Genomic DNA, 26,932 nt, shown 5'->3' with positions numbered 1-26,932 from the left:
TTGTATCGGGTCAGGCGTTGGCCCAAGACGAAGTTAACCGTACAGGTGTCGATGAGACCATCGAAATTACTGCAACACGGACTAAAATCCCTCAAAGCGCGATTCCGGCTACGGTGACCGTCATTGATGGAGAGCAGTTGCGCCAGCAAATGATGGTTGCAGAGTCGCTTTCTGATGTCCTCGGCAAGTTGATTCCTGCATTTTCTCCCTCGCGTCAAAAGTTAACCTCATCGGGCGAGACATTACGCGGCCGCCAACCACTTTACTTAATTGATGGCGTGCCTCAGTCCAATCCATTACGGGATGGTTCACGCGCGGCGTATACCATTGACCCGTTCATGATTGAACGTGTAGAAGTCATCCATGGCGCCAGCGCTATTCAAGGTTTAGGCGCAAGCGGCGGTATTATTAATATCGTGACTAAGCAGGCACAAGAAGGCACCACGCAAGAAGTAAACGCCGGTTTCACGGCACCCGATAGCGAAATCTCAGAAGGGCTCAGCTACGAAGCGGGCTATTTAGTGCGTCACGCCGAAGGCGATTGGAAGTTTGTTGCCGGCGCACAATACCGCGATACCGGTATGTACGTTGATGGTAAGGGCCAGTTAATTGGTGTCGATACCACCCAAGGCGACACCATGGATTCGAAGAGCTATGACGTGTTTTTCAAAGGCGAATACCGCATTGATAGCACCCAGTCACTGGCGTTAATGGTCAATCACTTTGATATGGCGGGTAATGGTGATTACTTTGCTACTGTAGGTAACCGCGAACTGGGCGTTCCTGCCCTGTCGGTCGAAGGTGAATATCCAGGCGATGCACCAGAAAACGAAGTCACCACCAGTAGTTTGACGTATAAAAACACCGACATTTTAGGTGCTGACCTCAACTGGCAGCTATTCTTACAAGACTTCTCCGCGCTTTATGGTGGCGGCAACTATGCCACCTTCCAAGATCCGCAGTACGGCGATGATATCTTTGACCAGTCTCGCAATGACTCGCGTAAGTATGGTTCTCGCATTACCATGAACTGGGCAAAAGTTGCTGACCTACCTGTTGATGTAACAGCAGGTGTCGACTTCATGAACGATAAGACGTTCCAAGAGCTCGCACAAACCGGTCGTAAGTGGGTACCGGAGACTGAATTTGAAAACTGGGCGCCATACGCACAGTTGAGCTATCAAGCCAACGGACTCACGCTGAGTGGTGGTTTACGTTACGAATACGGCAAGCTCAAAGCAGATAGCTTCACCACCCTCGCCTCTTACGGCAGTGTGTTTGTCGAAGGCGGGGAGCCGAGCTTCAATGAATTGCTCACCAACTTAGGCGCAGTTTATGCGTTGAACGATAACTGGCGTGTATTCGCGAGTTACTCAGAAGGCTTTAGCATGCCAGACGTAGGGCGTGTTTTGCGCGGTATCTCAACACCTGATTTGAGTGTCAGTAGCTTCTTAGACTTACAGCCAGTACTTGCTGATAACGAGGAAATCGGCGTCGAGTTCAACAACAACGCATGGCGCGCTTCAATCAGCTATTACCGTTCTGAATCGGATTTAGGCGCTCGTTTGCAAGCGGATGCTGATGGCATTTACTCGGTTAAACGTGAACGCACTGAAATCGACGGTATCGAGGCTAGCGCAGAATATGCGTTCTCGAACGATACGGCATTTGGTTTGAACTACGCTGATACTGACGGAGAGTTTGACAGTGATGGCGATAACCAAGTCGATACGCAGCTTGGTGGTCGTAATATCGCCCCGAAACGCGCGAACCTGTACTGGTCACAACAATGGACTGGACAAGTTTCGAGCCGGGTACAATGGAACAAGTTCTTTGACCGCGACATCTACTCAGGTGCAGAAGCCGTTAATAACTTTGATGGCTATAACACCGTCGATGCATCGGTCTTGCTTGAAACTCGCGACTATGGTCAATTTGCACTCGGTATCGAGAACTTATTCGATGAGTACTACTTCACCTACTATGCACAAACGGTCGGTGGTGATAACCGTAACTTTACCGGTCGCGGACGTACTATCAGCTTAAACTGGAACTACGCTTGGTAAGTCATACGTGAAGCGCATTAAGCTACCGTCACTGACACAGTGGCATCGCTGGCTTGGCCTTGTGCTGAGTGGCTGGGTACTGCTCGTGGCAGTGACGGGCTCAATGCTGTTATTCAAAAATCAGTGGCTGATGTGGCAATACCCCAGTCTGCGACTCGACAATCCCGTGTCGCAAGCGACATCAGCAACTATTGCCGATCGCTATACGGCAGGGTACGCGTATCTTCCTACTGACGACCGTCCCTGGTTTGAGCTGGTTGATGGTGACGGTAACCATCATTATTTTGGCCCTCAAGGTGAGCAACTGCTTACTCGAGCGCCCTACGCTGACACGGTGAGCTGGTTTGTCGAACTGCACCATCATCTTGCGCTTGATGAGTTCGGTAAGGACATCCTCGGTGTATTGTCGCTATTTGCCTTGGTATTGATTACCACCGGCTTAGTGCGCTGGTGGCCTAAGCGACAATGGCGTTGGAAAAACCTCGCCGTACGCTTTTATAACCCGTTCTCGGCTAAAGGCATGCAAACCTTATGGCAATTGCACCGCAGCACCGGTGCTATCGTCTTTATCCCGGTGGCATTACTGATGCTTACTGGTAGCGCGATTATGTACGCAGGCACTGTTAAGAACGGCTTAGCCGCCGTGTTGCCAATGACCCCTTCGCAGATACACCATTCGTTGCCCAAACGCTCCGCCACACACTGGCAGGAACGATTTGCAATCGCTCATACGGTCTTACCCGATGCTGATATACGTTTAATTTATTTAGGCTCAGGGCGCATGCGCTTAAAATGGCCTGATGAATGGCATCCGAATGGTCGTAATTACATTGCGTTTGATGAAACAGGGACACTTTCCAGCATTACGGATGTGCGGACACGCCCCTTAGGTGAGCAAGTGTCCCATATGATCTATCCGCTGCATGTCGCGGCGATTGGCGGCACCACCATGACCTTGATTATTTTAGCCGGTGGTCTTGCGCTATTGCTGCTACCTGTCACCGGCGTTTGGTTTTACCTAAAACGTCGCAACAAACGTTAGTCTTCATAAACGCGTGGCACGCGACGTGTCACTTGAGCAAATAGCTCGTAAGTGATTGTCCGTGCTTGATCGGCAATCACTTGTATCGGTAGACGCTCACCCCAGAGCTCAACGTTATCGCCGAGCTCAATACCCTCAATATCGGTCACATCGACCGTAATCATATCCATCGAAATACGACCGACTAAACAGCCTACTTGATCATTAATAATCATCGGTGTGCCATCGGGTAAGCTACGCGGGTAGCCATCGGCGTAACCTATTGCCACCGTCGCGATACGGCTCTCTCGTTGTGCTCGCCAGCGACTCCCATAACCTACGGTTTCACCTGGCTGAATTGTGCGTAACGCGATCACGGGCGCTTCAAGCACCATGGTTGGTTTGAGTAGTTCAGCATCGCTTAATTTAGCCTGAGAAGGGTTTTGCCCATAAAGCGCAATCCCAGCCCGAAACCATTTAGTCAGGCCCATCGCGTCCAGTACATCGTCACCCAACATAAAGGCACTGTTTGCCACGCTAACGCCATCTATTTTATCGCGCACCGCATGGAGTACCGCATAAAAGCGTTCTAACTGTATCGCGGTCAGTGGGCTCTCAGGATTATCCGCCTCAGCAAAGTGAGTCATCAGCACAATTTGGTTGATCAGCGCATGCGCACGAAGCTGCCCTACCGCCCCTTCGACGTCATCGGCAAAAAAGCCTAATCGGTGCATACCTGAGTCTTGCTTCAGCCAAACATTAACCCGATTGGTTTCCGAAGTAATTTCGCTCAGAAACTCAATTTGCTGCGCGTTGTGTATCACGGGTTCAAAGTGCTGCTCAGCGCATATCAACCAGTCTTCAGTGCTGTATACCCCCTGCAAAATGACGATGGGTTTGTCGATACCTGAGTCGCGTAACGCGATCGCTTCATCAATAAATGCAACGGCGTATTTCTCTACATAATCCGCGATTGCATGCGCCACTTCTGTCGCGCCATGACCATATCCGTCCGCTTTTATAACGCCTAGCATCGGCTGCTGGTCGATATACGACTTTAATTGTTTGGCATTGTCCCGTAAATTTGTCAGTAAGATACGAGCGCGGGTTTGTCGATGCGGCTGAGACATGCAGGCGATCCAAAGCTCAAATAGGTAAATGATAGCGAACATTTAATCATGTTCGTGGCTTGGCTTCGAGCGTTTTAGCGCGGTTTCAATGATGATTTTTCGAAGCGTTTACAGAACACCCGTTAGAATAAAAATTAAGGACGCATTATGTGGTTAAAAACATCCGCCCTGGTTATTGGGCTTGCAACATTGTCACCGTCTATTAACGCGCAAACCAATGACTATTTTGCTATCGACGATATCTTTCAGCTTGAGTATGCCAACGATGTAAGCATCTCGCCTGATGGGCGCTATATCGCGTACATTCGTAATCGCTTTAACGATATGAAGGACAACACCGAGCGCTCGGTCTGGATCCTTGATACGGCATCAAATCAACATTATCCGCTCTTTGATAAGGGCGACGCCTACGGCAACTTAACTTGGTCACCTGACAGTAAACGGCTGGCATTAACATCTAATCGCAAGGACAGTTATCAGGTTCATGTGTATTGGCTCAACCAAGATAAGCACGCAGAGATTACCCATGTGCATGAATCGCCAAGTCAATTGGCCTGGTCACCTGATGGTGAGTCGATCGCGTTCTTAATGGATGTGCCGGCAGAAAAAACGGCCTTTGAAAAGAAAGTAAAACGTCCCACTAAACCGGAGGGCGCCGACTGGGGTGGGCAACCGGTTGTTGTGCAAGAAGCTTACTATCAAAGCGATGGTCAAGGTGTGCTAAAACCCGCACATGCACAAATTTTTACTGTTCCAGCGACCGGTGGCAGTGTACAGCAATTAACCACGGGGGCGTTCCGCCATTCTGGGCCGCTGACTTGGAGCCACGATGGCGAGTCGATCGTGTTTTCCGCTAACCGCGACAAAGACTGGGCCTATGAGGTGAATGACAGTGACCTTTATGCCGTTAATGTGAAGACTCAGCAGCTCACGCGCATCACTCAGACGGCGGGTCAGGAATACGCACCACAGTTTTCACCCGATGGTGAGCGTTTGGTTTATTTACACAGTAGTGATGAGCCGGTTCCTTATCACAAAGGTGAACTGTGGGTCATGGACTGGTCCTCGAAACAAAAGCGCGAGCTGCAAAGTGAATTGGATCGCTCGTTTGCCAACCCACAGTGGAATGGCGCAGACACGATTGCGGTGCAATTTGCAGACCGCGGTAAAACCGTGATCGCCAACGTCAGTCTTGACGATGAATTAACCCGCCGCGCTGATGATGTGTCAGGTACCTATGTCAGTCGTCCATATACGATGGGCAGTTTCAGTGCCTCGAATAATGGCGCTATCGCTTATACGCAAGGTACTCCTTACCGTCCCGCTGATGTAGGTTATCAAGCGTCTGGGGATGAAACACAAACGTTGACTCAGCTTAACGAAGACTTGTTGGGCAACAAAAAGCTCGGCAAGGTACACGAAATCACATACAACTCAAGCTACGATGATCAACCGATTCAGGGTTGGTATATCACACCCCCCGACTTTGACGAGGATAAAGAGTATCCGCTGATCGTTGAAATTCATGGTGGTCCGCATCTGTCTTACGGTCCTCATTTTGCGGCCGAGCACCAGCGCTACGCGGCTGAAGGTTACGTCGTTCTGTATGTAAACTATCGTGGTAGTACCTCATACGGTAAAGACTTTGCGATGCTACTCGATGGCAACTACGCCTCAGAGTATGACTTTGCCGATCACATGAGCGGTGTTGATGCGATGATTGATAAGGGCTTTGTTGATGCCGATAACTTGTTTATAGCCGGTGGCTCGGCGGGCGGTATTGCCACAGCTTATGCGGTAGGCTTAACTGACCGATTTAATGCAGCAGCGGCCACCAACCCTGTGATTAACTGGGTCAGTAAAGTACTCACGGCAGATAGTTCCATTGGGCAAATTACCAATCAGTTTCCGGCGATGCCATGGGAGGATTTAGACCATTATTGGAAACGTTCGCCATTGTCACTCGTAGGTAATGTCTCGACGCCTGTGTTGCTATTTACTGGAGAAAATGACCGCCGCACGCCCATTTCGGAAACCGAGCAGTTCTATCAAGCGCTGAAATTGCGCCACATCGATACCGCCATGGTACGTGTGCCCGGCGCATCTCACGGTGTAACCCACCGTCCTTCACATATGATTGCCAAGATCGAACACGCGTTAGCCTGGTTCGAACACTATAAGAAGTAAAGGTTTTATGATTGAACAGTTAGTGACACTCGGTCCTGCCGGCACGTTCTCGGAGCGTGCCGCGCAGCACTTTCAGCAGCAGTTAGGCGATTCAGTGCCCATCGTGTTTAAAAGCACGTTGGCAGATGTCCTGCACAGTGTAAATGACACGCAACTTGCGGTCGTTCCTATCGAAAATCTGATTGATGGTTTCGTTTCGCCCGTTGTCGACTATTTCGCGCACCATCCATTGTATATTCACGCAGAATACCGACTACCGATTCAGTATCATTTGCTCGCCAATAGCGAGAAACCCGAACAGGTGTGGGCGCAGTTTGTCGCGGCTGGCCAATGTCATCACGCGTTAAATACCCTGTCATTACCGATTGTGCATACCGCAAGCAACACCGCTTCGTTAAATGAGTTAATCGCCGCCGATAAGCCATCGGCCGCCATCGTCCCGAGCCATATACCCTGCCCAGAACAGTTGCATTGCATTCAGCGTACTATCGCCGATAGCCACAAAAACCAAACGCGCTTTGTGTTACTATCCGCGCACGCGGAGCCCTTGCTGGCACTGCAAGATAGACGTTGGAAAAGTAGCGTGATGCTGATCGACGATAATGACCACCCGGGCTTACTCGTCGATAGTTTGAAAGCATTTGCCGAGCAAGGCATTAACTTAACATCGATTGTTTCACGTCCTACCGGGGATGATTTTGGCCAGTATCACTTTTTCATTGATTTTGATGGTCATGAACAGGACCCTTCGGTACAAAAGGCGCTCAAAAAGCTCGCTGAGTTGAATCAAATTCGCTGGTTGGGTTCGTATCCAGCCTTTAATTAGGAGATTTTATGCAGTTAGAAGTAATCAAACACGATCCAAGCGAACCCGCCGATGCGGTCATTATCTGGTTGCACGGACTGGGCGCCTCGGGAAACGACTTCGTCCCCATGGTTGAACACTTAAATTTGGCCCCGGCCCGCGTACGTTTCTTATTCCCTCACGCGCCACGTCTTCCGGTCACCATTAATCAAGGTATGGTGATGCCCGCTTGGTATGACATCACAGCGATGACCATTGATCGTGAGATTGATGCGACCCAATTACGCGCTTCTGCTGCCGCGATTCATCAAATGATCGATGAGCAAATAGAGCAAGGCATTGATAGCAAACGCATTATTATTGCTGGCTTTTCACAAGGCGGTGCGGTCGGCTATGAGGCCGCGTTAACCTACCCCAAACCCTTGGGTGGTTTGATGGCACACTCGACTTATTTCGCAACGCAAGGTGACATAAAACCTGCCGAGGCTAATCGTTCACTGCCGATTTTAGTACAACACGGTACGCAAGACCCCGTTGTTCCTGAAACGCTCGGTCAACGGGCTGTGGCGCATTTAAAAGAGATGGGTTACGAAGTGACTTATCAAACCTACCCCATGCCGCATTCACTGTGCATGGAGCAGGTTGAGGATATGCAGAAGTGGTTAGTCGAGCGCCTTTAAGCGTCTTTTAGCACTTGTAGCTCGTCGCACCATTGGTCGGCGAGCTTATGAGCGCGTTCAGCACTGTCGACCATGAGGTTGACGTGGCCCACTTTACGACCGGGGCGCGCGTCTTTGCCGTACCAATGACAATCAGCGGCACCGGCTTCCCATAACACTTCCGGAAAACCGTCAATGCCAATGGCATTTAGCATCAATGTGGGAGCAACCAGTAAATCAGGCGTGGGTAACCCTGTAATTGCGCGCATGTGCAGGTTAAACTGGTCACAATTTGAACCACTCATCGTCCAATGACCCGAGTTATGAACACGCGGCGCAATTTCGTTGACCAATAATTGCTGGTCGTCACCCTCGCCCACCACAAAAAACTCGATAGCCAACACGCCAATATAATCGAGTTCATCGGTCAGTTTTTGGTGATACGCTTGTGCTTGACGCTCCAGTGCTTCGGAAAAACTCTGTGCACCGGCAATGCTATAAGCCAGAATGCCTTTGCGATGGACATTCAACGTCAATGGATATCCGCGCTGTTCACCATGATGATCGCGTGCTGCGACAACTGAGACTTCATCGCTAAAGTCGATCATATCCTCGACGATACCCGGACGTTGTCCCGCCTCGGCGATGATGTCATCTTTAGCCTGACCGGGCTTCCAGCGCCACTGACCTTTACCATCATAGCCGCCCTTGGCTGATTTAATGACAACAGCACGGTCACAGTCAGCCAAAATGCTCTCGAGCTCAGCAGCGTCATTAAAAGGTTGCCATTCAGATGTTGGAATCTCTAGCGTGTCACACAGGGCTTTTTGCGTGCGACGGTCGGTTAATTGACGGAACAAACTGGCTTTTAATAACCACTTATCTGCGGTCGCATCAATCAGTTCATCGGCAAGGTGTTCATGTTCCCAAGTGACAACGTCAGCCCACTCTTTTGCTTCTTCCAAGGTTAAAGCCAGTGCTTGCTGGCTACCCAGTGCCTTCACTTGATGGTCGCGGTCGCTGTACAAAATACATTCATGACCTTGCTGGATAGCCGCTTTACCCAGCATCTGCCCCAACTGTCCGTTACCTAAAATCAGTACTTTCATTCTGGTAACTCCAAGTCTGCATTCGCCATTACTTTATCGCGCTGTTGGTTGCGAAACTCGGTCACACGCTGACGCACGGTCGCGTCGAATGAGCCGACAATTTGTGCTGCGAGTAAGCCGGCATTAGCCGCACCTGCGTCACCGATCGCCAAAGTACCTACCGCTACGCCTTTGGGCATTTGCACAATAGAAAGCAAACTATCAAGTCCTTTAAGCTGTTTGCTCGATACCGGTACACCCAGCACAGGAATCGACGTGTGTGCGGCAAGCATGCCGGGTAGGTGAGCGGCACCACCCGCACCTGCGATGACTACCTTTACGTCATCCTTTTCTGCTTGCTCCATAGACGATTTGAGCAAATCAGGCGTACGGTGTGCTGAAACCACTTTTGCTTCCCAGCTTACGCCCAAGTCTTTGAGCATATAGGCAGCTTTCTGCATGGTTGGCCAGTCAGATTGCGAACCCATTAAGATCAGTACGGTAGCCATGTATCACCTTTTTGAAAGAGAGGGGGCTGAAAAGGCCGAAATTGTAGCGATCAGGGGACAAAACTGCAAATATTCTGCGGTTTTTTTGACCGTTAGCGAACCCCGTTGCGACCAAAGCACTATGTACATCACACACCTTTTCGGTAGTATGAGTTCAAACATTGAGAATTAAGGTCAGTCGTATGCTGTTAAAACGTGATGATTCAATTATTTTGGTTGTCGATGCTCAGGAGCGCATTACACCAGCGATTCACCAACGCGATATTGTGACTTCTAGAATGCGTTGGCTGGGCGAGATCGGTTTGCAACTTGACGTTCCCGTACTAATTACCGAGCAATATCCTAAGGGATTAGGCTATACGGTCTCTGCATTGGCAGAAATTATCGAAGTCGCACGTGTTGTCGAGAAGACACATTTTAGCGCCTGGCGTGAATCAACGTTTCAAGATGTGGTTAAAGAATACGACAAAAAGCAAATTGTAATCATGGGTATGGAAACCCATGTGTGTGTCATGCAAACGGCGCTGGACCTTGTGGCACAAGGCTATCAAGTGTTCTTGCCCACAGATACAGTCGGTTCTCGTCGACCTAATGATAAAGACACGGCCGTTGCCCGTATGCGAGAGGCCGGTGTGCAAATCGTGACTTCAGAAATGGTTGCCTTTGAGTGGTTAGAAAAGTCAGGGACCGACACGTTCCGACACATCAGCAAAAACTGGCTAAAATAAGCCCGAGTTTAATTGACAGACCTAAACAAGGGTATATACTGATGATCGCTGATGAAATTCGGCTATTGTTTTGAGATTTGTGTACGAAGTCCTTCTTTGCTGTACCTCGTTTTGTAAGTCCAAGTAATACCAATTTCTGAGCATTTTTAATTCACATGCATTACGAGGAAGATCAGCATGTCTACTACTACTGGTAAAGTTAAGTTTTTCAACGAAGCTAAAGGCTTTGGTTTCATCGAACAAGAAAACGGCGCAGACGTTTTCGTTCACTTCAGTGCAATCCAAGCTGACGGTTTCAAAACTTTAGCTGAAGGCCAACAAGTTTCTTTCACTGTTGCTCAAGGTCCTAAAGGTCCTCAAGCAGAAAACGTAGTTCCTATGTAATCTACGTTTAAAAAGAATTCTAAACGCCGCTTTTCAGCGGCGTTTTTTATTTCCAGCCCCAAAACCTTTCACGCTTCCTAAAGATTTTTTTTATTTTTCCGATAATCGTATATCCTTGATGTATATCAAGTTAAAAGGGATATTATGAAAGATAACGGACCCATCACTCAAAAAGAACGACATATTCCGGATGAGTATCGCCTCATCTCATCGACCGATCGCAAGGGTGTCATCACCCATTGCAATGACGATTTTGTAGAAGTCAGCGGCTATACCCGAGCAGAATTAATTGGTTCGCCGCATAACATTTTACGTCATCCCGATATGCCCGCTATTGTCTTTGAAAATATGTGGCGAACCATTAAGAAAGGCCAGCCATGGATGGGACTGGTTAAAAATCGATGTAAAAATGGCGACCACTATTGGGTAAGCGCGTATGTAACACCCATTATTCATGACGGAAAACCCGCTGGCTTTGAGTCGGTGCGGGTAAAAACCTCCGATGAGCGTAAAATACGCGCAATGACTATTTACCAGCGCATAAATCAAGGCAAACGCCCGGTGCCACTAGCGACAAGCACGTTTTACGCACTACGCGACTTGCTACCGGTTATCGTACCGGGTATTGCTGCAACTATCGCGGCTTCGCTGTTTGGATCTTGGCAGGCCGGCGCAACAACTTTTGCTGCAATGGCAGTAAGTGGGTTGTGGTATGCGCGCTACGTATCTTCTATCATGCAACGTATGTTGGATATCCGACCCGAGGCGTTTCATGATGAGCTAGTCGGTAGCACTTACTTTAACGCTCAAGGTCGAGAAGCTCAGTTATCACTGATGTTACTCAGTGAAGGCGCGCGCAACCGAACAGCATTAGCACGAATAAAAGATGCTGTTGGGCGTTTACTCCGGGTTGCTGATGATACAAGTCAACAAGCCAAGACGTCGAACGAGCACGTGCAACGTCAAACTCAAGCCACCGACCAAACAGCGGCTGCGATGAACGAGATGTCGACGACCATTCAACAGGTGGCGGCAACCGTTGAGCAAAACGCAGAACAAGCGGATAGCGCGAAGCAGAATACCGATGAAAGTGTAAACCTTGCGCGTCAAGCGAGTGCCGTCATTGTCGAACTGCATGAAGCGGTTAAGCAGATAGCACAAACCGTGGATGCGCTTGATGCCTCGACCGCTGAAATTGGCGAAGCCGCCGATCTGATTTCATCGATTGCCGAACAAACCAATCTGTTGGCATTGAATGCGGCGATTGAAGCTGCGCGTGCGGGCGAACATGGGCGAGGCTTCTCCGTGGTCGCGGACGAAGTTCGTAACCTCGCTCGCCGAACCTCAGAGTCGACCGATAGTATTCACAACGTTATCAACCAATTACGCGGCCGCGCTAAAGAGGCGGTCACGGTATCCCAGCAAGGCGAACAATCGGCGGCAGAAGGTGTCGATAAAGTGAAGCGCGCAGATAACGCGTTGTCGCAGATATCATCCTCTATTGAGCAAATTGCAGATATGTCTACGCAAATGGCCTCAGCCGTGGAACAACAATCAGGCGTTGCAGAACACATCAACCAACAGCTCTCAGAAATTGCCGAAATTGCTCGTCAAACCGAGCAAACATCAGAAAGTACTCAAAAATCCAGTGATGACTTGAAGCGCACATCGTATGAATTATACGAGCTTATTGAGCGCTTCAATCTGAAAAACTAGTCTGCTTCGTGCTTACTTTCGTGCTGCGCTTCGCGCTGTTGTGCAGCACGTTGTTTTTCTTCCAAAAACGCCACGTCATCCATCTCGACTTCAGGCAGTTCACCACAGACGTCACCGCCTAACCGGTTGACTGCTTGACACAAATCCGAGACCTTTTGATCCAATACGTGTACATGATCGAGCATTCGACCAATGGCTGTTGCCACTGGATCGGGGTTATCAGCTGCGATAGCGTAAGCATCAAAGCCATAAGCTTTTGCCATCTTCGCTCTTCGCTCGTTTGTTTCTTTGTCTTGACCTGACTTAGCAACGCGCGCAGGAATACCAACCATGGTGGCACCTTCAGGTACATCACGGACCACTACAGCATTTGAACCGATTCGAGCTTCAGTTCCAACCGTTAACGGACCTAATACCTTTGCACCCGCCCCGATGACTACGCCATTTTTTAACGTCGGATGCCGTTTACCTTTGTTCCAAGACGTTCCGCCTAGAGTCACGCCATGATACAAAGTCACGTCATCGCCTATCTCCGCCGTTTCACCGATGACTACACCCATACCGTGATCGATAAAGAATCGCCGTCCAATTTTGGCGCCTGGATGAATCTCAACCCCAGTAAACCAGCGCCCAAGATTAGAAATAAAACGAGCCAACCAATAGAGTTTTAACATCCACAAGCGATGGCTGAATCGATGCAGCCAAATCGCGTGTAATCCAGGATAATTAAAGAGTATTTCAAAGGCGTTGCGGGCCGCTGGATCGCGACTATAGACGCTTTTTATATCTTCTCGAATGCCTTTAAATAACATCGGCGCTTCCTTTTACCGAGTGGGAAACTCGCGTAACAATTTCTCGACGTCAGCTAAAATAACGTCTTTCAACTCAACCTCATAACCCTCACGCTCTTTATCAAGTTCCTTAATCTTTTGCTTAGGAAACTTTTTACGGTTTTCGTGCGTCGGCATATGTTTGATTCGCTCGTACATATCATGCATTGCAGGATAATCTTTCGAGTAGTCATACTCCGTCGATTCAGGACGATGATCCAGCAGCACAACAATACGCAAACATCCCTCCGACAGTGGACATTGATCTTGCTGCATGCCCTTGGCAATTGTGATAATGCTCTCATCAATACGATCGACACGCTTCTTAACAGCCTGTTGGCGAAGCTGGTTTTGATAGCGTAAACGCTTCAGCAAGGTCACCGCATAGACAGCTAACCCCACGATAACAATGACACCTAGTATGTATAAAATGATCGCTAATGTAGACATCAATACTCCTCGTCATCCCACTCATCGTCATCATCGTCAAGATCGAGACCTAGCTGACTTGCTAGCTTTTCGTAGCGTTCAGACTGCTCGTCGAGATAACGTTGATCGTCATTTGATAGCACTTCGCCTTGCTCAAAACGCTCAACCAACTCCTGCAATCGTAAATCACTTTGCAATTGTTCAAGCTCTTGTTGAGGCGATAGCGCCGTTTCAGCCGTTGCCGAAGCAACAGGCACCAATTCGATCTTACGTTTACTTCCCTTTCGCGGATCCGTTTGCAGTTCGTTGTGTTGACCGGACTGTTGCTCCCGCTTAGGTTCACTATGACGTTTGCCCGCAGGCTGTCCTTTACCCTTTTTCTTACCGCGAGATAGGTTTTCAACTTGGCGCTTTTCTTTGGGCGCTTTCGACGGCGCCAGAGGACCGGTTTTGCGTGTTTTCTTCTTACGAGTCATAGCCGACTCCTTATTTCATAAAGTTGTGCCTATTGTAACGCATAGCACGCTTGTAATCAGCAGGATTTAATGCAACGAAAGAAGGTTACTTCATTTGTGATTCGCTCGACTCGAAATCCGAACTGCTCAGCGATATACCGATATGTCTCGTCATTAAAGAACGACACATGGGTGAGATCATTTTTGTAATGCCAGTTGGGAAACCGTTCCGCGGACACATAGGGCTTTGTCATCGTCGCTAGCGTACCGCCCGGTTTAACTAAACGACGTAACTGTGCAAATTCTCGTTGTGGGTAGAAAAAGTGCTCGATAACCTCGGTGCAGGTCACCACATCATAGCTATGACTCAACAGTATTTCATCGGGTGAATAGATAGGATCGTAATGACGTGCATTAAGACCCGACTCTTCCATCATTAGATGTAAAGTTGGGCCTGGACCGGAACCAAAATCAAGTGCTGTTCGGTAGCCGGAATCTCTACACACTTTTTGCAGTGGCTGCCACAGTTGATTTAAAAAAGCCCGATAACGAGGGTCAAGCGGATCGTTCTCATGTGTTTCATATAACCGCTTTTCTTCTTCTCGATCAACATGAGTTGCTGGATCAGCAAATACGAGTCTACACTGCCTACACTGATGAAAGGCTCGTCTTTTATCGCGTGCATAGAATGAACTAGAAGCGTGACATAGTGGGCATAACAACATAATAGGCTCTTTAGAAAAGAAAAAAGGCGATGTTTCCATCGCCTTTATTTCTCATATTTGGCAGCGCACTGCAACTATGAGAATGGTTGTCACTGCTTCCGAGTTGTTGTCTCGGTCTTCCGTAACCTAGTTTTCTAGTTGTTGTTATTATTGAAAGGAGCAACCAATACTACGTTTTACTCCCTGGATTTCTATTCAATTATTATTGTTTTTGCGAAACGAAATCCAGAATCGATTTATTGTTATTTTTGTGTATCGATTTTTATCGCTGTTTTAAAACAGTCTTTTTATTATTTTTGTCTGGGAAGACAGTATCTCCCTCGGACGCTTTACAGACTACGTATTTATACGGATGAGTTCAATGATTTTATCGCTCTAAAAATTCATTTTTTTATAACATTTTTGTTTATAAGACGTAAAAAACGCATAAAAACATAACAAATGAAATAAAAAAGGGTGGCATTCGAGCCACCCTTCAGAATTAAAATCACTTATTAATACAGACCATGTAAGTACTCAGCGAGTAACTTCATCTCTTCATCGGTCATTTTTGCAGCGACACCGCGCATCATGCCATTAGGATCATTGGCGCGCTTACCGCTACGGAAATTTTCTAGTTGAGAAATAACGTACGCCGGATGCTGGCCTGAAATATCAGGAAAAGCCGCAAGACCCATACCGTTACCGCGTGGTCCGTGACAACCCGCACATGATGGAATATTTGTCTCTGGGTTACCGCGACGGAATAGATCTGAGCCTTTAGCGATCAGGTCCTCTGGGGTATCACCTTTTGCAGGATCTTGTGCTGCAAAATAAGCGGCTAAGTCTTTCATGTCCTGTTCCGACAAGTTAGCAACTTGGCCCATCATGATAGCATTGTTACGACCTTGTTCACCGCCTGTTTCAGAGGCGGTTTTGAAGTCCATCAACTGCTTATAGATGTACTTGGGGTGTTGACCTGCTAAGTTGGGATACATATCTGAGGGGGAAACGCCGTTAGGTCCGTGACATGCTGCACATACCTGAGACTTTTGTTTCCCTGCTTCGACATCACCCTGTTGCGCCATCGCAACGCTGGTCGAACTAATAAACAATCCTAGAATGATCGCGAATTTTTTCATGTCTGCTTCTCTTGTCTCTGTGAGGCACCCTCGTGCCTGAACCGATCGCATCTAACGGTAGCTCATTTTACACAAAACAACGCACGATTAAACGTCTAATGCACATTGTTTATGCAATTCAGCGTTGGAGAAAGTGTACAGATGCTTCATAATACGGCGCATTAGTGAACATTTTACAAGCAAGTGAGCCTGTCGTGTCAGAAAAGCGCATCAATTATCAAACAGCTACCTTTATTACCAGTGCCCCTAATATACGCAAGTTGCCGGAGGATAGTGGTATCGAGATCGCTTTCGCCGGCCGGTCAAACGCCGGGAAATCCAGTGCGTTGAACACGCTCACGCGTCAACGCAACTTAGCGCGGACCAGTAAGACACCTGGGCGAACGCAATTAATTAACGTCTTTGAAACCGCAACCGGTCAACGCTTAATTGATTTACCAGGTTATGGCTTTGCCAAGGTTCCCATGGAGGTCAAAGAGCAGTGGCAACGTTCACTGTCCGAGTACTTAGAAAAGCGTGATTCGCTCAAAGGGTTGGTCGTGCTCATGGATATTCGCCATCCGTTTCGTGAGACCGACCAAGAGCTGATTTATTGGGCGGTGGATTGCGGTATCCCAGTATTGGCCCTATTAACCAAGGCCGATAAACTCAAACAAGGTGCTCGAAAGTCGACGTTACTAAAAGCGCGCCAAGCAGCGATTGCCTTTAATGGTGATGTTCAAGTTGAGGTGTTTTCTTCTCTTAAAAAGTTCGGTATTGATCAACTCGAGAATAAACTCGATCAATGGTTTTTAGGCGAATCTCCTGTAGACGATAACTTTGTGCAAAGCGATGACTCATAGCACCTCAGAAAATCCGCCGCTAAAAGCATGGCTATTGCTGGGTCTTTTAGCACTCATTTGGGGCAGTTCATTTTTACTTATTAAAAAGGGACTGATTGCCTTTACTGCACTTGAGGTGGGTGCCTTGCGTATCGCCTCAGCGGGCATTGTTCTAACACCTTTAATTCTACCGAAATTGCGACAAATTTCGCGTAAACATTGGCTTAAACTGGCATGCGTGGGTTTAGTAGGCAGTTTCATACCTGCCTTTATGTTTGCTATCGCACAAACTCAGCTACAAAGCGGTGTTACGGGTGTATTAAACGCGTTAACCCCCATATCGACGCTCGTGATTGGTGTATTGCTGTTTAGCCAGTCAGCTCGCTGGGCACAGTGGGTGGGTATCGTCATTGGTTTGGTTGGCACCGTATTGTTGATTACCGCAACCGCAAATGGCTCCTTTACGTTTAATAGCTATGCGTTATTAGTCATGCTTGCGACCGTATGCTACGGCATTAACTTAAATCTAATTAAACATAAAATTGCCGACCTAAAGCCGCTAACGATTACGGGCGTATCACTCCTTATGGCCAGTATTCCAGCAGCGATCTTCTTATTTTTAGGTACTGACTTTTTAGCCCATACACAACGATCTGACGCGCCACTTTCACTGACCGCCGTACTCGTACTAGGAATTGTAGGCACCGCCGGTGCATTGATCATTTTCAATTATGTGGTACAGCTGACCAACACTGTGTTCACCAGCTCGGTGACTTACTTGATTCCCATTGTCGCTATGATGCTGGGAGTGCTTGATGGCGAGCCCTTCTTTCTGCAGCACGGTTTAGGCATGCTCGCTATTTTAATCGGTGTTTGGTTTGCTAACCGCCGTGGTCGTAGCGGACTTGCAGGTATCCCGCAGAAAAACAAATAAAAAAGCCCGACTAAAAGGCCGGGCTAAAAACAATCCAGGGAGAACAAATTTTTGAAGGCTTACCTCTCGCCTTCACTTATTCAGAGTCGCCCTAATTAAGAAAGTTCAAAATTTCTCAAAAAAATTAATGCGCCTCATCCCAGTTTGCGCCAAAGCCATACTCAGCAAGCAGTGGCACATCCAAGTCAGCCGCCTCACCCATCACATCAGCAAGGGCTTTGGCATAACTCTCGGCATGTTCTGTACGAATTTCAAAAACTAATTCATCGTGCACCTGCATCAGCATCCGAACATCTGACTGACAACCTTTTTCATCGATCCAGTCGCCTACCTTAATCATTGCTCGCTTAATGATATCGGCCGCGGTACCTTGCATCGGTGCATTAATCGCTGCGCGCTCGGCTGCTTTGCGACGAGCACCATTAGATGCTTTGATTTCTGGAAGCGGTAAGCGACGGCCAAAAAGCGTTGATACATAACCCTGCTTCTTCGCTGTTTCGCGAGTATTTTCCATATATTCTAAAACACCAGGGAAACGCTCAAAATACTTGTCCATGTAGGCTTGCGCTTCATGTCGAGGAATATCAAGTTGGCGCGATAACCCAAACGCAGACATACCGTATATCAAACCAAAGTTAACCGCTTTAGCTCGGCGGCGCTGTTCGTCAGTGACGTCCTCTAAGCTACAACCAAACACTTCACTGGCCGTCGCACGGTGGATGTCCTGCCCGTGGGCAAAGGCTCTTAGCAACGAGGCATCTTGCGATAAATGCGCCATAATTCTGAGCTCTATCTGACTATAGTCGATAGCTACAACCGTAAAGCCTTCCTCAGCCACAAACGCTTGGCGAACACGGCGGCCTTCGGGCGTACGAATAGGGATATTCTGTAAGTTAGGTTCAGTAGATGACAATCGACCCGTTGCGGCGACAGCTTGCTGATACGAAGTATGCACACGCCCAGTATCTGGGTTAATCATACGCGGTAATTTATCGGTGTAGGTCGATTTCAATTTAGCCAAGCTACGATGCTGCAAAATCACATCCGGCAGTGGATAATCATGCGCAAGCTCCTGCAGGACTTCCTCGGCGGTCGACGGTGCGCCTTTCGGCGTTTTTTTGATGACCGGTAGTTCAAGCTTTTCAAACAAAATTTGCTGCAGTTGCTTCGGTGAGCCGAGGTTGAATTCTTCACCGGCAATTTCAAAGGCCTTTTGCTCGAGTTCATCGAGCTTATTAGCGATCTCTTCACTCTGTTTGCCGAGCATTTCAGCATCAACTTTTACACCGTACTCTTCCATGTCGGTTAGAATACTGACCAGAGGCACCTCAATATCGGTTAACACAGAGGCGAGCTGCTCACCTGTCTGGTGGACTTTGTCCCATAGAATATGATGCAACCGCAACGTAATATCGGCATCTTCCGCAGCATAAGGTGCTGCCTGCGCCAGCTCAATTTGGTTAAAGGTAAGCTGTTTTGCTCCTTTCCCCGCAATCTCTTCGAACTTAATCGGCTTATGGTTCAAGTATTGAAGACTGAGCGTGTCCATGTCGTGACGCGAACCAACACTATTAAAAACGTACGACGCCAACATGGTGTCATTCTTGATACCACGAAGTTTAATACCGTAACGACGCAGAATGTGCGCATCGTACTTAAGATTCTGACCTACTTTAGCGATACTGGAATCTTCAAGTAGTGGTTTTAAGACTTTTAACAACCAGTCACGATCGACTTGCTTTTCGACCCCGACGTAATCATGCGCCACCGGTATGTAAACCGCTTCGCCTTCCGCTATTGAAAACGAAACGCCGACGAGTTGCGCTTCCATGTAGTTAAGGCTCGTTGTCTCGGTATCAAACGCGATGACCTCAGCTGATTTTAATTGCTCAATATAATCAGAGACTTCTTCTTCATTAAATAACGTCTTGTACGCGTCGCGGTTAACACTGAACTGTTCGCTTTGCTCTTCGGCAGGACTCGCTTCGCCTAAGGCTTGATCCGTTGCCGCGCCAGTTTCTAACAGCTCATTCAGCCAACGACGGAATTCCATTTTGCCATACAGCGTTTGTAGCTGATCCGTGTCAGCCGGTTCAATCGTTAACGCATCGGGTGCACATTCGAGCTCAACATCACACTTGATAGTCGCCAACTCACGCGACATCAACAGTTGGTCTTTGAATTCTTCCAACTTCTTCGGCATTGATTTAGCGCCGCGAAAGCCCAATTCTGTCACCGCATCAATATCTTCGTAGATTTTGTCGATGCTTGGAATACCTTGAAGCATCGCCTGCGCTGTTTTCTCACCAACCTTGGGAAGACCCGGAATATTATCTGAGCTATCGCCCATCAACGCCAAGTAGTCGATAATTTGGTTCGGTTTTACACCAAATTTCTCGATCACGCCTGACTCATCAAGCAACGTATCTGTCATGGTATTAATCAACATGACATGATCATTAACCAGTTGCGCCATATCCTTGTCGCCGGTGCTTATCAGCGTAAATCGACCCTTATCGCCGGCTTGCTTGGCCAGCGTGCCAATCACATCATCCGCTTCGACGCCCTCAACACACAATAATGGCAACCCCATTGCCTTAACAATGGCATGTAAGGGTTCAATTTGCGTGCGCAAATCGTCCGGCATTGGCGGACGATGAGCTTTATATTCATCATAGATATCGCTGCGAAACGTCTTGCCTTTGGCATCGAATACCACCGCCATATGCGACGGCTTGTAACGCTTAAGCAAGCTGCGCAGCATATTAACGACGCCATAAACTGCACCCGTGGGTTCTCCGGCTGAGTTGGTCAAATGTGGCGGAGCATGAAAAGCTCGAAATAAATACGAGGAGCCATCGACTAAAATGAAAGGATTTTCAGGTACTGTCTGCGCCATGAATGCGATTCTCGCTGATCTAAAAATTAATAGGCTAAGGATGCCATAGGCGCTGAAACAAGGCTAGTCAGTCAATGTGGATACGCTGTGGATAAATCTGTTGACAATAGCTCGCCCCACGAATAGAACCAAATGGTTATCGTGTGTTCGATTGGTTGTAACTACTTGATTTAAAAAGGGATTTTTAAACGGCGGGCTACCCTATGTGCCCTACTTCTTATTATTTGTTTCGCTGTGGAAACTTATTTTTGCTACCCGATTTTTCGAGGCCAGACTACATGTCGAATCGAGCAGACTAAGTAGACTACCACAAAATGAGACAAGGTCTAGTCACACTGTCGGTTTTTTTATACTCTTTTCTTCCAAACTAAGCGTACCTTTATAATCGACTAACTTATATATCGAGAATTCAATGCGTTGGGAACCCGCTGATGTTGATCAGCCCGATTACTATTGGCAGAACTTCAATACTATCTTGCGTTGGGTGCGACACCACCACGATACGCTGTTGGATGAAGAGACACGGCTGACACTCGCACGCTATGAGTCACTCAACACTGACGCACAAAAACTATGGATCCGGTTATCGAGTCGCCGCGGTCAACAATTTCGGGGGGATGCCCTAAGTTACTCTGAAATCAACCTCGATCGAGCAGTCACCGCGCTTGAGCGTGAGGGCTGGCTGAACGTATATCATAAGATTGATAGTCCTGAAGGACTTGAGCTGTTAAAGCGCGCCGAACTACTGCAGTTGGCGCGAGAAAACGGCTGCACGCTCTCTGCATCGGCTAAGAAAGCCGACATTCTCGAGGCATTACGGGCATGTCCAACGCCATGGCCAGTCGCAGCTCAACTGCAATGGTATGCGTTAACACAACAAGCGAACTTTGATCGCCTATCGCTACTATTTTTTGGCAACGCGCATCAAGATCTCACCGAGTTTATTAAGACAGCACTCGGTCATGTTCGTTATGAAACCTACACGATTCGACCTAAAAGCTTATTCAATAGTTCTGAGGATGTTGCTAACTACCATGCGATGAGCGCGTTTCGCCAGCGTTACTCCGATACAGAAGGCTTAACTGAGCGTATACCTATTATCCGCGACTGGTATAAACGCGCAGCAAATCATCAAGGATGGAAGAAGTTTCGAGGCGCCTATAGCCGGCTCTGCAATAAGCTCGCGCGGGACTGTGAACGAGCCGATGCACTCGACGATGCTCTAAAGATTTATCAGCAGTCATTTCGCCCCCCTGCCCGCGAACGAATGGCAAGAATTTATAGGAAGCAAGGTAACAATAAGCAGGCTTATTCGACCCTGAGTCAAATGGCAAAGGATCCATGGAACGACCCAGAGCACGCCATTGCTGAGCAATTATTGTCACGTTGGTTTGCTGAGCCTAATGCACAGCAAATCGAGCCTGAAACGTACCATTTAAGCTTTGCATCGAGGGGAACCTCAATAGAAGCAGAAACCTTAACTCACTTTGAGCAGCAAGGTTGGCAGGGTGCACACCACGAAAACACAATCCCACAAACACTATTTGGCATTCTTTTTTGGGATATCATATTTGAAGATATCGAGGGGGCCTTTGTTCACCCGTTTCAGCGAGGCCCCAGAGATCTCAATAGTCATGAGTTTTATCATCGTCGCGAAGCGTTAATAAAGAAACGACTTGATGAAATCAAGCACAGCCCCGACACCGTAACGCAACGTATTACTCAGGTTATCGATGAAAAAATAGGCCTCGCGAATCCGTTTATTTACTGGCCCGGTGTTGATAAGAGTGCGCTCACAGATTGGTGGTTACGCCTCCAAGGTCAGCAATGGGCGGCTATTTTTGAGCGTATCGCTCGCGACGTACACAACAATCGCGCCGGCTTTCCCGACTTATGGTTGTATCGCGATAAACAGGTCATGCTGATCGAAGTTAAAGGTCCAGGCGACACATTACGCCCAAATCAAATCCGTTGGCTGAGAGCACTTAACGAGATCGGTGTGAATGCCAACCTCGCATTAGTCAAGCTTGGCTAACTCATTACGCAACTGATGATAGATGGCTTCGGTTTTTGGTTTGTCACAGGAAAACCAAAGGCTAAAGCTGACCGCCGCTTGTTCCACGAGCATTCTTAAACCATCAAAACAAACACCACCACCGGATGCCTTGAACTGACTTTGAAAAGCCGTCGCATCACGGCTGTAAACCATGTCATAACCAAGAGTATCGGTATCAATGACATGCTCGGGGAGCGCCAACGACTCGCCAAACAGACTTGCACTGGTTGCATTAATAATGAGGTCAGGTTTACGCGCATCAGACCAATGCCGTAACGCCTGCGCCGAATTAAATAGCGAAGCAAGTTGCTCGGCACGCTCCACTGTGCGGTTCCACACCCAAATCACATCGGGCTTCTCGGCATTAAGCGCTGGCATGACACCGCGACTCGCACCGCCGGCCCCAAGCAAGAGAATGCGGCGCCCCGCTAAACTAACGCCTTTCGATCTGAGCGCAGCGACTAACCCGTCGCCATCGGTATTGGCACCGATCAGGCCACCATGAGGCGCGCTAATAAGCGTATTAACGGCACCGCTGTGTGCCGCAGAACCCATATGTTGAGTTACAAGCTGATACGCCACCTGCTTAAATGGCACCGTTACATTGGCGCCAGCTAAGCCTTGCGAAAATTGCCGAGCTACCGCTTTAGGAAAACCGTGAGGGCTGACTAATAGACGCTGGTAATCAACACTGCGCCCGGTTTGCTCAGCAAATAAGCTGTGTATTCTCGGTGAAAGACTGTGTTTAATTGGATTACCGAAAACGCCTAACTTATCACTCATCAACATAGTCCATGGCAGCCCAATCCCGCGGTAGCAAATAGTATTCCGTCAGTGCGGCCTCGGCTGAATCAGGCTGCGGTTGCCAGTCATACTCCCACCGCACTAACGGGGGCATCGACATCAGAATTGACTCGGTTCGACCACCGGTTTGTAAGCCAAACAGGGTACCTCGGTCCCAGACTAGATTAAATTCAACATAACGACCACGGCGATACAATTGAAATTGACGTTGATGCTCTGAGTATTCGTGTTCTTTGCGACGTTCTACGATAGGCACGTAAGCTTCACAAAAAGCATCGCCAACCGCTTTGATTACGTCAAATGCCTCGTCAAACGATCGATCGTTCAAGTCGTCAAAGAAAATACCGCCGATGCCACGCGCTTCATTTCGATGTTTCAAATAGAAATAATCATCACACCACACTTTGTATTTGTCATAGAGTGCAGGGTCTACTTTATCGAGCGATGCTTTCGCTTTTTTATGCCACTCAATGCAATCGTTGGTGTAGGGGTAATAAGGTGTTAAGTCAAAGCCTCCACCAAACCACCAAACGGGGTCTTCACCTTCCTTTTCGGCAATAAAGAACCGGACGTTAAGATGAACGGTCGGTACATGGGGGTTACGTGGATGAATGACCAAAGACACGCCGCAGGCATTGAAGTCACGACCCTCAAGTTCGGGCCGGTGCGCCGTTGCACTCTTAGGCAACTGTTCACCGTAAACATGCGAAAAGCCCACGCCAGCCTGTTCAAAAGTTGCGCCCTCTTTCATAACTCGAGAACGACCGCCACCACCTTGTTCCCGCTGCCACTCATCCTGTTGGAAGCGTCCACCACCATCAACAGCTTCCAATTGTTGGCAAATACTATCTTGCAAGCTGAGCAGGTAATTCAATACCGGCTGCAACATAGTCTGTTCCATCATGACAAAAACCTTACCTCAACACGGTGTTATTAAATGGATCGATGATTTTAGAGGGTTGCTCTGCGCCACCGGTTTCTTCATCCCAAACCCAGTCGATATTATCGCCGAAGTAATCACTCACTTCGGATGCTGTTCTAGCGGGCTCTTTACCGCTGGGGTTGGCGCTAGTAGATACCAATGCAGTACCTAGCTTTCGGCAAAGCTCTCGCACGGGCTCATAGGCTGTAACACGCACTGCAATGGTATCTCGTCCACCGGTCAGCAATGGTGAAACCGTATCGCGTGCGGGAAGAATCAGTGTCACCGGGCCAGGCCAATGTGATAGCACGCTAAAGCGCTTATCTTGACCGATGGCAGAGTCCTTAACATAAGGCGTCAGCTGACTGTAGTCAGCAGCGATAAGAATAAGTCCTTTGTCCTCGGGACGGTCTTTCAAAGTTAAAATCTTGCGGATCGCTTCCTCATTGCGTGGATCGCAGCCTAAACCGAACACTGCTTCAGTTGGGTACGCGATTACACCATTCAGTAGCGCCGAACGCGCTGATTCAATATCGAGTGCTGACACTGGAGTTCCTCTCTAAAACTAAAAACTAAGCGTATTATAGCGGCTTGGAGCGGTAGTCGCAGTGCTTTTGCGGACAAACAAGTCGCTCAGAGCCCTGACTGCGCTTTCGCATTAATAAAGGGAAATCACACTCGGGACAGGCTTCCTTAACGGGAGGTAATGGCAATGAAAAATCGCAGGTTGGAAACTGATCACAAGAAAAAAACTGTTTACCTGAACGACCCGTCTTTGCAACAACTCGACCTTTTCGGCCAGCCTTTTCACACTCAGGACACGGAACCGAGTCCTGTTCTCGTTGAGTTGGATCCTCAGCAATAAAGTCACAGTCTGGATAATTACTGCAACCAACAAAAAGCCCAAACCGCCCGCTTTTTAACTGCAAGTCATTGCCGCATTGGGGACAAGGCACACCCAAGCTCTCCGGCTCAATCTCTGATTGTTCGCGAAGCCCTTGGGTATACTCACAATCGGGGTAGCCACTGCACCCCAAAAAACTCTGCTGACCTTTGTGCTTTACAACCAGCTCTCGGCCGCATTTCGGACACGCCTGCATGACTCTATATCCTTAAGTAGATTAGTGCAGCGGCCCCTCCGGCTCCTCAAATAGCAAACCTTCCATCTTATCGTAGGCCGCTTCACGCCCTGGTAGGTTAAATAATACCATAAGCACAACCCACTTGAGATCGTCGAGACTAAATCGACTGGTTTCAAGCTCCATCACTCTATCAACGACCATTTCTCGGGTACTAAAATCCAATACGCCCAGGTTTTCGAGATAAGTTAAAAACCCACGACATTGAGTATCTAACCGACTGCACTCAATTTCCGTATAGACCCGCATTGAAGCAACAGGTGTGACGTTGAGATAGGTCTTAGCCTCTGTTTCCTGCAAATCCGCCAAGCGTTCAAGCCACGCTAACGCCTTTTGGATTTCTTGCCGATGGAATCCGGCCCGGGCGAGTTCGTCCGTCAACTCATCGTGGTCAACCACAACTTCAGAGTCGGAATGTATATAGTTCTCAAACAAGTACATGAGGATATCAAACATGGTTAGCGCCTCCCCACTTTTATGTAACCACCCGGAATTGCTGTAATCAGTCCTTCAAGCTCAAGTAATAATAATTGTTCGCTTACCTCAGCAACCGATAACCCCGTTCGTTCAACCAGCTCATCTAAACTCACTGGGTCATTGCTCACATTAGCGAACAATGGATTGTTTGCCAAGTGTTTAGGAATTGTACATCTTGTTTGCTGACTCGGTTCACTCGCACTGATGTCAAACCAAGACAAGATATCACTTGCACACGTGATCAAATGAGCACCCTCTTTCAACAACCAGTGACACCCTTCCTGCGACTTCGCAAAAATACTGTTAGGCACGGCACCGACCTCGCGGCCCTCTCTTAATGCAGACAACGCTGTGGAAATGGAGCCGCTGCGTCGAGCGGCTTCGATAACAACGACACCTTTCGACATTCCACTTATAATACGGTTGCGACGCGGAAAATGATCCATGCGTGCTGGCGTGCCTGGTGAAAACTCACTGATGATTAACCCCTGATGGCTGATCAACTCATAGAGCTCTCGATTTCTACGCGGATAGATCTGATCGATGCCGGTGCCTAATACCGCGATGGTCGCCCCATAGTCTAACGCTGCGCGATGCGCCGCCGCATCGATGCCCATCGCTAAGCCACTCACTACTGCTAACCCTGATTGCGCGCATTCCCGAGCCAATTGATCGGTAACCTGAATACCATAGTGACTCGCCTTTCGACTACCGACCATGGCGACACTCGCTTGGGATAGTAGTTCAGTACGCCCTTTATAAAATAACACCATAGGCGGGCGCTCTATGGTTCTTAAAAGTGTGGGATATTGGTCATCAAACCAGCCCACGACACCACAGTTATCGTTTTCCAGCCAATGCATTGCCTGAAGTACGTAAGCTCTCTGCACCGACTTAATCGATTGCAGACATCGATCTTCAATCGCTTCTAGCTGCTCAGACTTTCTACATTCCCGCTGTACAGCGATTGGCGCTTTGTTGAGACTCATTAATAAAGCAAGTTCATGATACTGCACGGCTGTCATTC

Annotated in this window: 26 protein-coding genes; 11 read left to right on the top strand and 15 right to left on the bottom strand. The window is 48.3% G+C overall.

Translation table 11 applies throughout. The features are described from left to right. Together ABNS04_RS06995 and ABNS04_RS06990 are read left to right on the top strand one after the other, a co-directional pair. On the top strand, positions 1 to 2,066 hold a 2,066-nt coding region (locus ABNS04_RS06995; RefSeq protein ID WP_348671264.1), incomplete at its 5' end, for a TonB-dependent receptor. Between the two features lie 7 nt (positions 2,067 to 2,073). Further along, positions 2,074 to 3,108, top strand: a complete 1,035-nt coding sequence (locus ABNS04_RS06990) for a PepSY-associated TM helix domain-containing protein (protein ID WP_272978739.1) — start codon at positions 2,074 to 2,076, stop codon at positions 3,106 to 3,108. Here the strand turns inward: ABNS04_RS06990 and alr are convergent. Further along, on the bottom strand, positions 3,105 to 4,217 hold the full coding sequence (alr, locus tag ABNS04_RS06985) for an alanine racemase (RefSeq protein WP_272978741.1): 1,113 nt from the start codon (positions 4,215 to 4,217) through the stop codon (positions 3,105 to 3,107). The two genes, ABNS04_RS06990 and alr, sit on opposite strands and share 4 nt — an antisense overlap. Positions 4,218 to 4,364: 147 nt before the next feature. Between alr and ABNS04_RS06980 the strand changes: the two genes are divergently transcribed. Genes ABNS04_RS06980 through ABNS04_RS06970 form a run of 3 tightly spaced genes read left to right on the top strand, consistent with a single transcriptional unit; the run spans position 4,365 to position 7,889 of the window. After that, positions 4,365 to 6,404, top strand: a complete 2,040-nt coding sequence (locus ABNS04_RS06980; protein ID WP_272978743.1) for a S9 family peptidase — start codon at positions 4,365 to 4,367, stop codon at positions 6,402 to 6,404. Between the two features lie 7 nt (positions 6,405 to 6,411). Continuing rightward, positions 6,412 to 7,230 (top strand): prephenate dehydratase domain-containing protein, encoded by an 819-nt coding sequence (locus ABNS04_RS06975; RefSeq protein WP_272978744.1) that lies wholly within the window; start codon positions 6,412 to 6,414, stop codon positions 7,228 to 7,230. A gap of 8 nt (positions 7,231 to 7,238) precedes the next feature. Further along, a complete protein-coding gene (locus ABNS04_RS06970; RefSeq protein WP_272978745.1) occupies positions 7,239 to 7,889 on the top strand; it encodes an alpha/beta fold hydrolase in 651 nt (216 codons plus the stop codon). Here ABNS04_RS06970 and ABNS04_RS06965 read toward each other — a convergent pair. Both ABNS04_RS06965 and purE read right to left on the bottom strand, forming a co-directional pair. After that, complete coding sequence (locus ABNS04_RS06965; protein ID WP_272978746.1) at positions 7,886 to 8,977, bottom strand: ATP-grasp domain-containing protein; 1,092 nt, start codon at positions 8,975 to 8,977, stop codon at positions 7,886 to 7,888. The genes ABNS04_RS06970 and ABNS04_RS06965 overlap by 4 nt on opposite strands. Beyond that, complete coding sequence (gene purE / locus ABNS04_RS06960; protein WP_006954093.1) at positions 8,974 to 9,465, bottom strand: 5-(carboxyamino)imidazole ribonucleotide mutase; 492 nt, start codon at positions 9,463 to 9,465, stop codon at positions 8,974 to 8,976. The genes ABNS04_RS06965 and purE overlap by 4 nt, the downstream gene beginning before the upstream one ends. Before the next feature lie 182 nt (positions 9,466 to 9,647). On the opposite strand from purE, the gene ABNS04_RS06955 reads away from it, so the two are divergent. The 3 genes from ABNS04_RS06955 to ABNS04_RS06945 all read left to right on the top strand — a co-directional run bounded on the left by ABNS04_RS06955 (position 9,648) and on the right by ABNS04_RS06945 (position 12,293). After that, positions 9,648 to 10,193 carry a hydrolase gene (locus tag ABNS04_RS06955; protein WP_272978749.1) on the top strand — a complete coding sequence of 182 codons (546 nt, stop codon included), beginning with the start codon at positions 9,648 to 9,650 and terminating at the stop codon, positions 10,191 to 10,193. A 177-nt stretch (positions 10,194 to 10,370) separates the two neighbouring features. Further along, the gene (locus tag ABNS04_RS06950; protein WP_006954095.1) at positions 10,371 to 10,577 is read left to right on the top strand and encodes a cold-shock protein; all 207 of its coding nucleotides are present in this window, start codon (positions 10,371 to 10,373) and stop codon (positions 10,575 to 10,577) included. A gap of 144 nt (positions 10,578 to 10,721) precedes the next feature. Further along, on the top strand, positions 10,722 to 12,293 hold the full coding sequence (locus ABNS04_RS06945) for a PAS domain-containing methyl-accepting chemotaxis protein (protein ID WP_272978754.1): 1,572 nt from the start codon (positions 10,722 to 10,724) through the stop codon (positions 12,291 to 12,293). On the opposite strand, the gene cysE is transcribed toward ABNS04_RS06945, so the two are convergent. The 5 genes from cysE to ABNS04_RS06920 form a co-directional block, all read right to left on the bottom strand. Beyond that, on the bottom strand, positions 12,290 to 13,105 hold the full coding sequence (gene cysE, locus ABNS04_RS06940; RefSeq protein ID WP_006954097.1) for a serine O-acetyltransferase: 816 nt from the start codon (positions 13,103 to 13,105) through the stop codon (positions 12,290 to 12,292). The two genes, ABNS04_RS06945 and cysE, sit on opposite strands and share 4 nt — an antisense overlap. 12 nt (positions 13,106 to 13,117) lie before the next feature. Further along, positions 13,118 to 13,573, bottom strand: coding sequence for a DUF2489 domain-containing protein (locus ABNS04_RS06935; RefSeq protein ID WP_006954098.1), 456 nt, complete (start codon positions 13,571 to 13,573; stop codon positions 13,118 to 13,120). Further along, positions 13,573 to 14,028: a Der GTPase-activating protein YihI gene (gene yihI, locus ABNS04_RS06930; RefSeq protein ID WP_006954099.1), complete on the bottom strand. Its 456-nt coding sequence runs from the start codon at positions 14,026 to 14,028 to the stop codon at positions 13,573 to 13,575. Before yihI ends, ABNS04_RS06935 begins: the two co-directional genes overlap by 1 nt. A gap of 56 nt (positions 14,029 to 14,084) precedes the next feature. Then, positions 14,085 to 14,732 (bottom strand): class I SAM-dependent methyltransferase, encoded by a 648-nt coding sequence (locus ABNS04_RS06925; RefSeq protein ID WP_348671263.1) that lies wholly within the window; start codon positions 14,730 to 14,732, stop codon positions 14,085 to 14,087. Positions 14,733 to 15,226: 494 nt separating this feature from the next. After that, the gene (locus tag ABNS04_RS06920) at positions 15,227 to 15,853 is read right to left on the bottom strand and encodes a c-type cytochrome (protein WP_006954101.1); all 627 of its coding nucleotides are present in this window, start codon (positions 15,851 to 15,853) and stop codon (positions 15,227 to 15,229) included. 194 nt (positions 15,854 to 16,047) lie between these two features. Between ABNS04_RS06920 and yihA the strand changes: the two genes are divergently transcribed. Continuing rightward, positions 16,048 to 16,695: a ribosome biogenesis GTP-binding protein YihA/YsxC gene (yihA, locus tag ABNS04_RS06915; RefSeq protein WP_040487530.1), complete on the top strand. Its 648-nt coding sequence runs from the start codon at positions 16,048 to 16,050 to the stop codon at positions 16,693 to 16,695. Next, on the top strand, positions 16,685 to 17,608 hold the full coding sequence (locus ABNS04_RS06910; RefSeq protein ID WP_006954103.1) for an EamA family transporter: 924 nt from the start codon (positions 16,685 to 16,687) through the stop codon (positions 17,606 to 17,608). Before yihA ends, ABNS04_RS06910 begins: the two co-directional genes overlap by 11 nt. Before the next feature lie 124 nt (positions 17,609 to 17,732). On the opposite strand, the gene polA is transcribed toward ABNS04_RS06910, so the two are convergent. Beyond that, positions 17,733 to 20,507: a DNA polymerase I gene (gene polA / locus ABNS04_RS06905; RefSeq protein ID WP_272978758.1), complete on the bottom strand. Its 2,775-nt coding sequence runs from the start codon at positions 20,505 to 20,507 to the stop codon at positions 17,733 to 17,735. Positions 20,508 to 20,919: 412 nt separating this feature from the next. Here polA and ABNS04_RS06900 point away from each other — a divergent pair, with 412 nt between their 5' ends. After that, positions 20,920 to 22,542: a VRR-NUC domain-containing protein gene (locus tag ABNS04_RS06900; protein WP_272978760.1), complete on the top strand. Its 1,623-nt coding sequence runs from the start codon at positions 20,920 to 20,922 to the stop codon at positions 22,540 to 22,542. On the opposite strand, the gene aroE is transcribed toward ABNS04_RS06900, so the two are convergent. Genes aroE through dprA form a run of 6 tightly spaced genes read right to left on the bottom strand, consistent with a single transcriptional unit; the run spans position 22,525 to position 26,930 of the window. Next, entirely contained in the window at positions 22,525 to 23,346 is an 822-nt protein-coding gene (gene aroE, locus ABNS04_RS06895) for a shikimate dehydrogenase (RefSeq protein ID WP_272978761.1), read from the bottom strand. The genes ABNS04_RS06900 and aroE overlap by 18 nt on opposite strands. Beyond that, positions 23,339 to 24,268 carry an oxygen-dependent coproporphyrinogen oxidase gene (gene hemF, locus ABNS04_RS06890; protein WP_272978782.1) on the bottom strand — a complete coding sequence of 310 codons (930 nt, stop codon included), beginning with the start codon at positions 24,266 to 24,268 and terminating at the stop codon, positions 23,339 to 23,341. Before hemF ends, aroE begins: the two co-directional genes overlap by 8 nt. Positions 24,269 to 24,281: 13 nt before the next feature. Further along, the gene (locus ABNS04_RS06885; RefSeq protein ID WP_272978762.1) at positions 24,282 to 24,836 is read right to left on the bottom strand and encodes a Sua5/YciO/YrdC/YwlC family protein; all 555 of its coding nucleotides are present in this window, start codon (positions 24,834 to 24,836) and stop codon (positions 24,282 to 24,284) included. Positions 24,837 to 24,870: 34 nt separating this feature from the next. Continuing rightward, a complete protein-coding gene (locus ABNS04_RS06880) occupies positions 24,871 to 25,389 on the bottom strand; it encodes a topoisomerase DNA-binding C4 zinc finger domain-containing protein (RefSeq protein ID WP_272978763.1) in 519 nt (172 codons plus the stop codon). Between the two features lie 21 nt (positions 25,390 to 25,410). After that, a complete protein-coding gene (locus ABNS04_RS06875; protein ID WP_006954110.1) occupies positions 25,411 to 25,884 on the bottom strand; it encodes a DUF494 family protein in 474 nt (157 codons plus the stop codon). 2 nt (positions 25,885 to 25,886) lie between these two features. Then, positions 25,887 to 26,930, bottom strand: coding sequence for a DNA-processing protein DprA (gene dprA, locus ABNS04_RS06870; protein WP_272978765.1), 1,044 nt, complete (start codon positions 26,928 to 26,930; stop codon positions 25,887 to 25,889). Between the last annotated feature and the right edge of the window lie 2 nt (positions 26,931 to 26,932).

The sequence above is a fragment of the uncultured Idiomarina sp. genome, assembly GCF_964010655.1.
GTDB classification, from domain to species: domain Bacteria; phylum Pseudomonadota; class Gammaproteobacteria; order Enterobacterales; family Alteromonadaceae; genus Idiomarina; species Idiomarina baltica.
The sequence above is the reverse complement of the archived record's forward strand: the minus strand, read 5'-3'. Positions and strand labels throughout refer to the sequence as shown.

Coding starts and splice junctions, on each gene's coding strand:
- alr (WP_272978741.1), bottom strand. CDS start 4,217: ATGTCTCAGCCGCATCGACAAACCCGCGCTCGTATCTTACTGACAAAT.
- ABNS04_RS06950 (WP_006954095.1), top strand. CDS start 10,371: ATGTCTACTACTACTGGTAAAGTTAAGTTTTTCAACGAAGCTAAAGGC.
- ABNS04_RS06935 (WP_006954098.1), bottom strand. CDS start 13,573: ATGTCTACATTAGCGATCATTTTATACATACTAGGTGTCATTGTTATC.
- polA (WP_272978758.1), bottom strand. CDS start 20,507: ATGGCGCAGACAGTACCTGAAAATCCTTTCATTTTAGTCGATGGCTCC.
- dprA (WP_272978765.1), bottom strand. CDS start 26,930: ATGACAGCCGTGCAGTATCATGAACTTGCTTTATTAATGAGTCTCAAC.
- purE (WP_006954093.1), bottom strand. CDS start 9,465: ATGGCTACCGTACTGATCTTAATGGGTTCGCAATCTGACTGGCCAACC.
- ABNS04_RS06975 (WP_272978744.1), top strand. CDS start 6,412: ATGATTGAACAGTTAGTGACACTCGGTCCTGCCGGCACGTTCTCGGAG.
- ABNS04_RS06955 (WP_272978749.1), top strand. CDS start 9,648: ATGCTGTTAAAACGTGATGATTCAATTATTTTGGTTGTCGATGCTCAG.
- ABNS04_RS06910 (WP_006954103.1), top strand. CDS start 16,685: ATGACTCATAGCACCTCAGAAAATCCGCCGCTAAAAGCATGGCTATTG.
- ABNS04_RS06925 (WP_348671263.1), bottom strand. CDS start 14,732: ATGTTGTTATGCCCACTATGTCACGCTTCTAGTTCATTCTATGCACGC.
- yihI (WP_006954099.1), bottom strand. CDS start 14,028: ATGACTCGTAAGAAGAAAACACGCAAAACCGGTCCTCTGGCGCCGTCG.
- ABNS04_RS06980 (WP_272978743.1), top strand. CDS start 4,365: ATGTGGTTAAAAACATCCGCCCTGGTTATTGGGCTTGCAACATTGTCA.
- ABNS04_RS06970 (WP_272978745.1), top strand. CDS start 7,239: ATGCAGTTAGAAGTAATCAAACACGATCCAAGCGAACCCGCCGATGCG.
- ABNS04_RS06945 (WP_272978754.1), top strand. CDS start 10,722: ATGAAAGATAACGGACCCATCACTCAAAAAGAACGACATATTCCGGAT.
- ABNS04_RS06900 (WP_272978760.1), top strand. CDS start 20,920: ATGCGTTGGGAACCCGCTGATGTTGATCAGCCCGATTACTATTGGCAG.
- ABNS04_RS06965 (WP_272978746.1), bottom strand. CDS start 8,977: ATGAAAGTACTGATTTTAGGTAACGGACAGTTGGGGCAGATGCTGGGT.
- cysE (WP_006954097.1), bottom strand. CDS start 13,105: ATGTTATTTAAAGGCATTCGAGAAGATATAAAAAGCGTCTATAGTCGC.
- aroE (WP_272978761.1), bottom strand. CDS start 23,346: ATGAGTGATAAGTTAGGCGTTTTCGGTAATCCAATTAAACACAGTCTT.
- ABNS04_RS06920 (WP_006954101.1), bottom strand. CDS start 15,853: ATGAAAAAATTCGCGATCATTCTAGGATTGTTTATTAGTTCGACCAGC.
- hemF (WP_272978782.1), bottom strand. CDS start 24,268: ATGGAACAGACTATGTTGCAGCCGGTATTGAATTACCTGCTCAGCTTG.
- ABNS04_RS06875 (WP_006954110.1), bottom strand. CDS start 25,884: ATGTTTGATATCCTCATGTACTTGTTTGAGAACTATATACATTCCGAC.
- ABNS04_RS06880 (WP_272978763.1), bottom strand. CDS start 25,389: ATGCAGGCGTGTCCGAAATGCGGCCGAGAGCTGGTTGTAAAGCACAAA.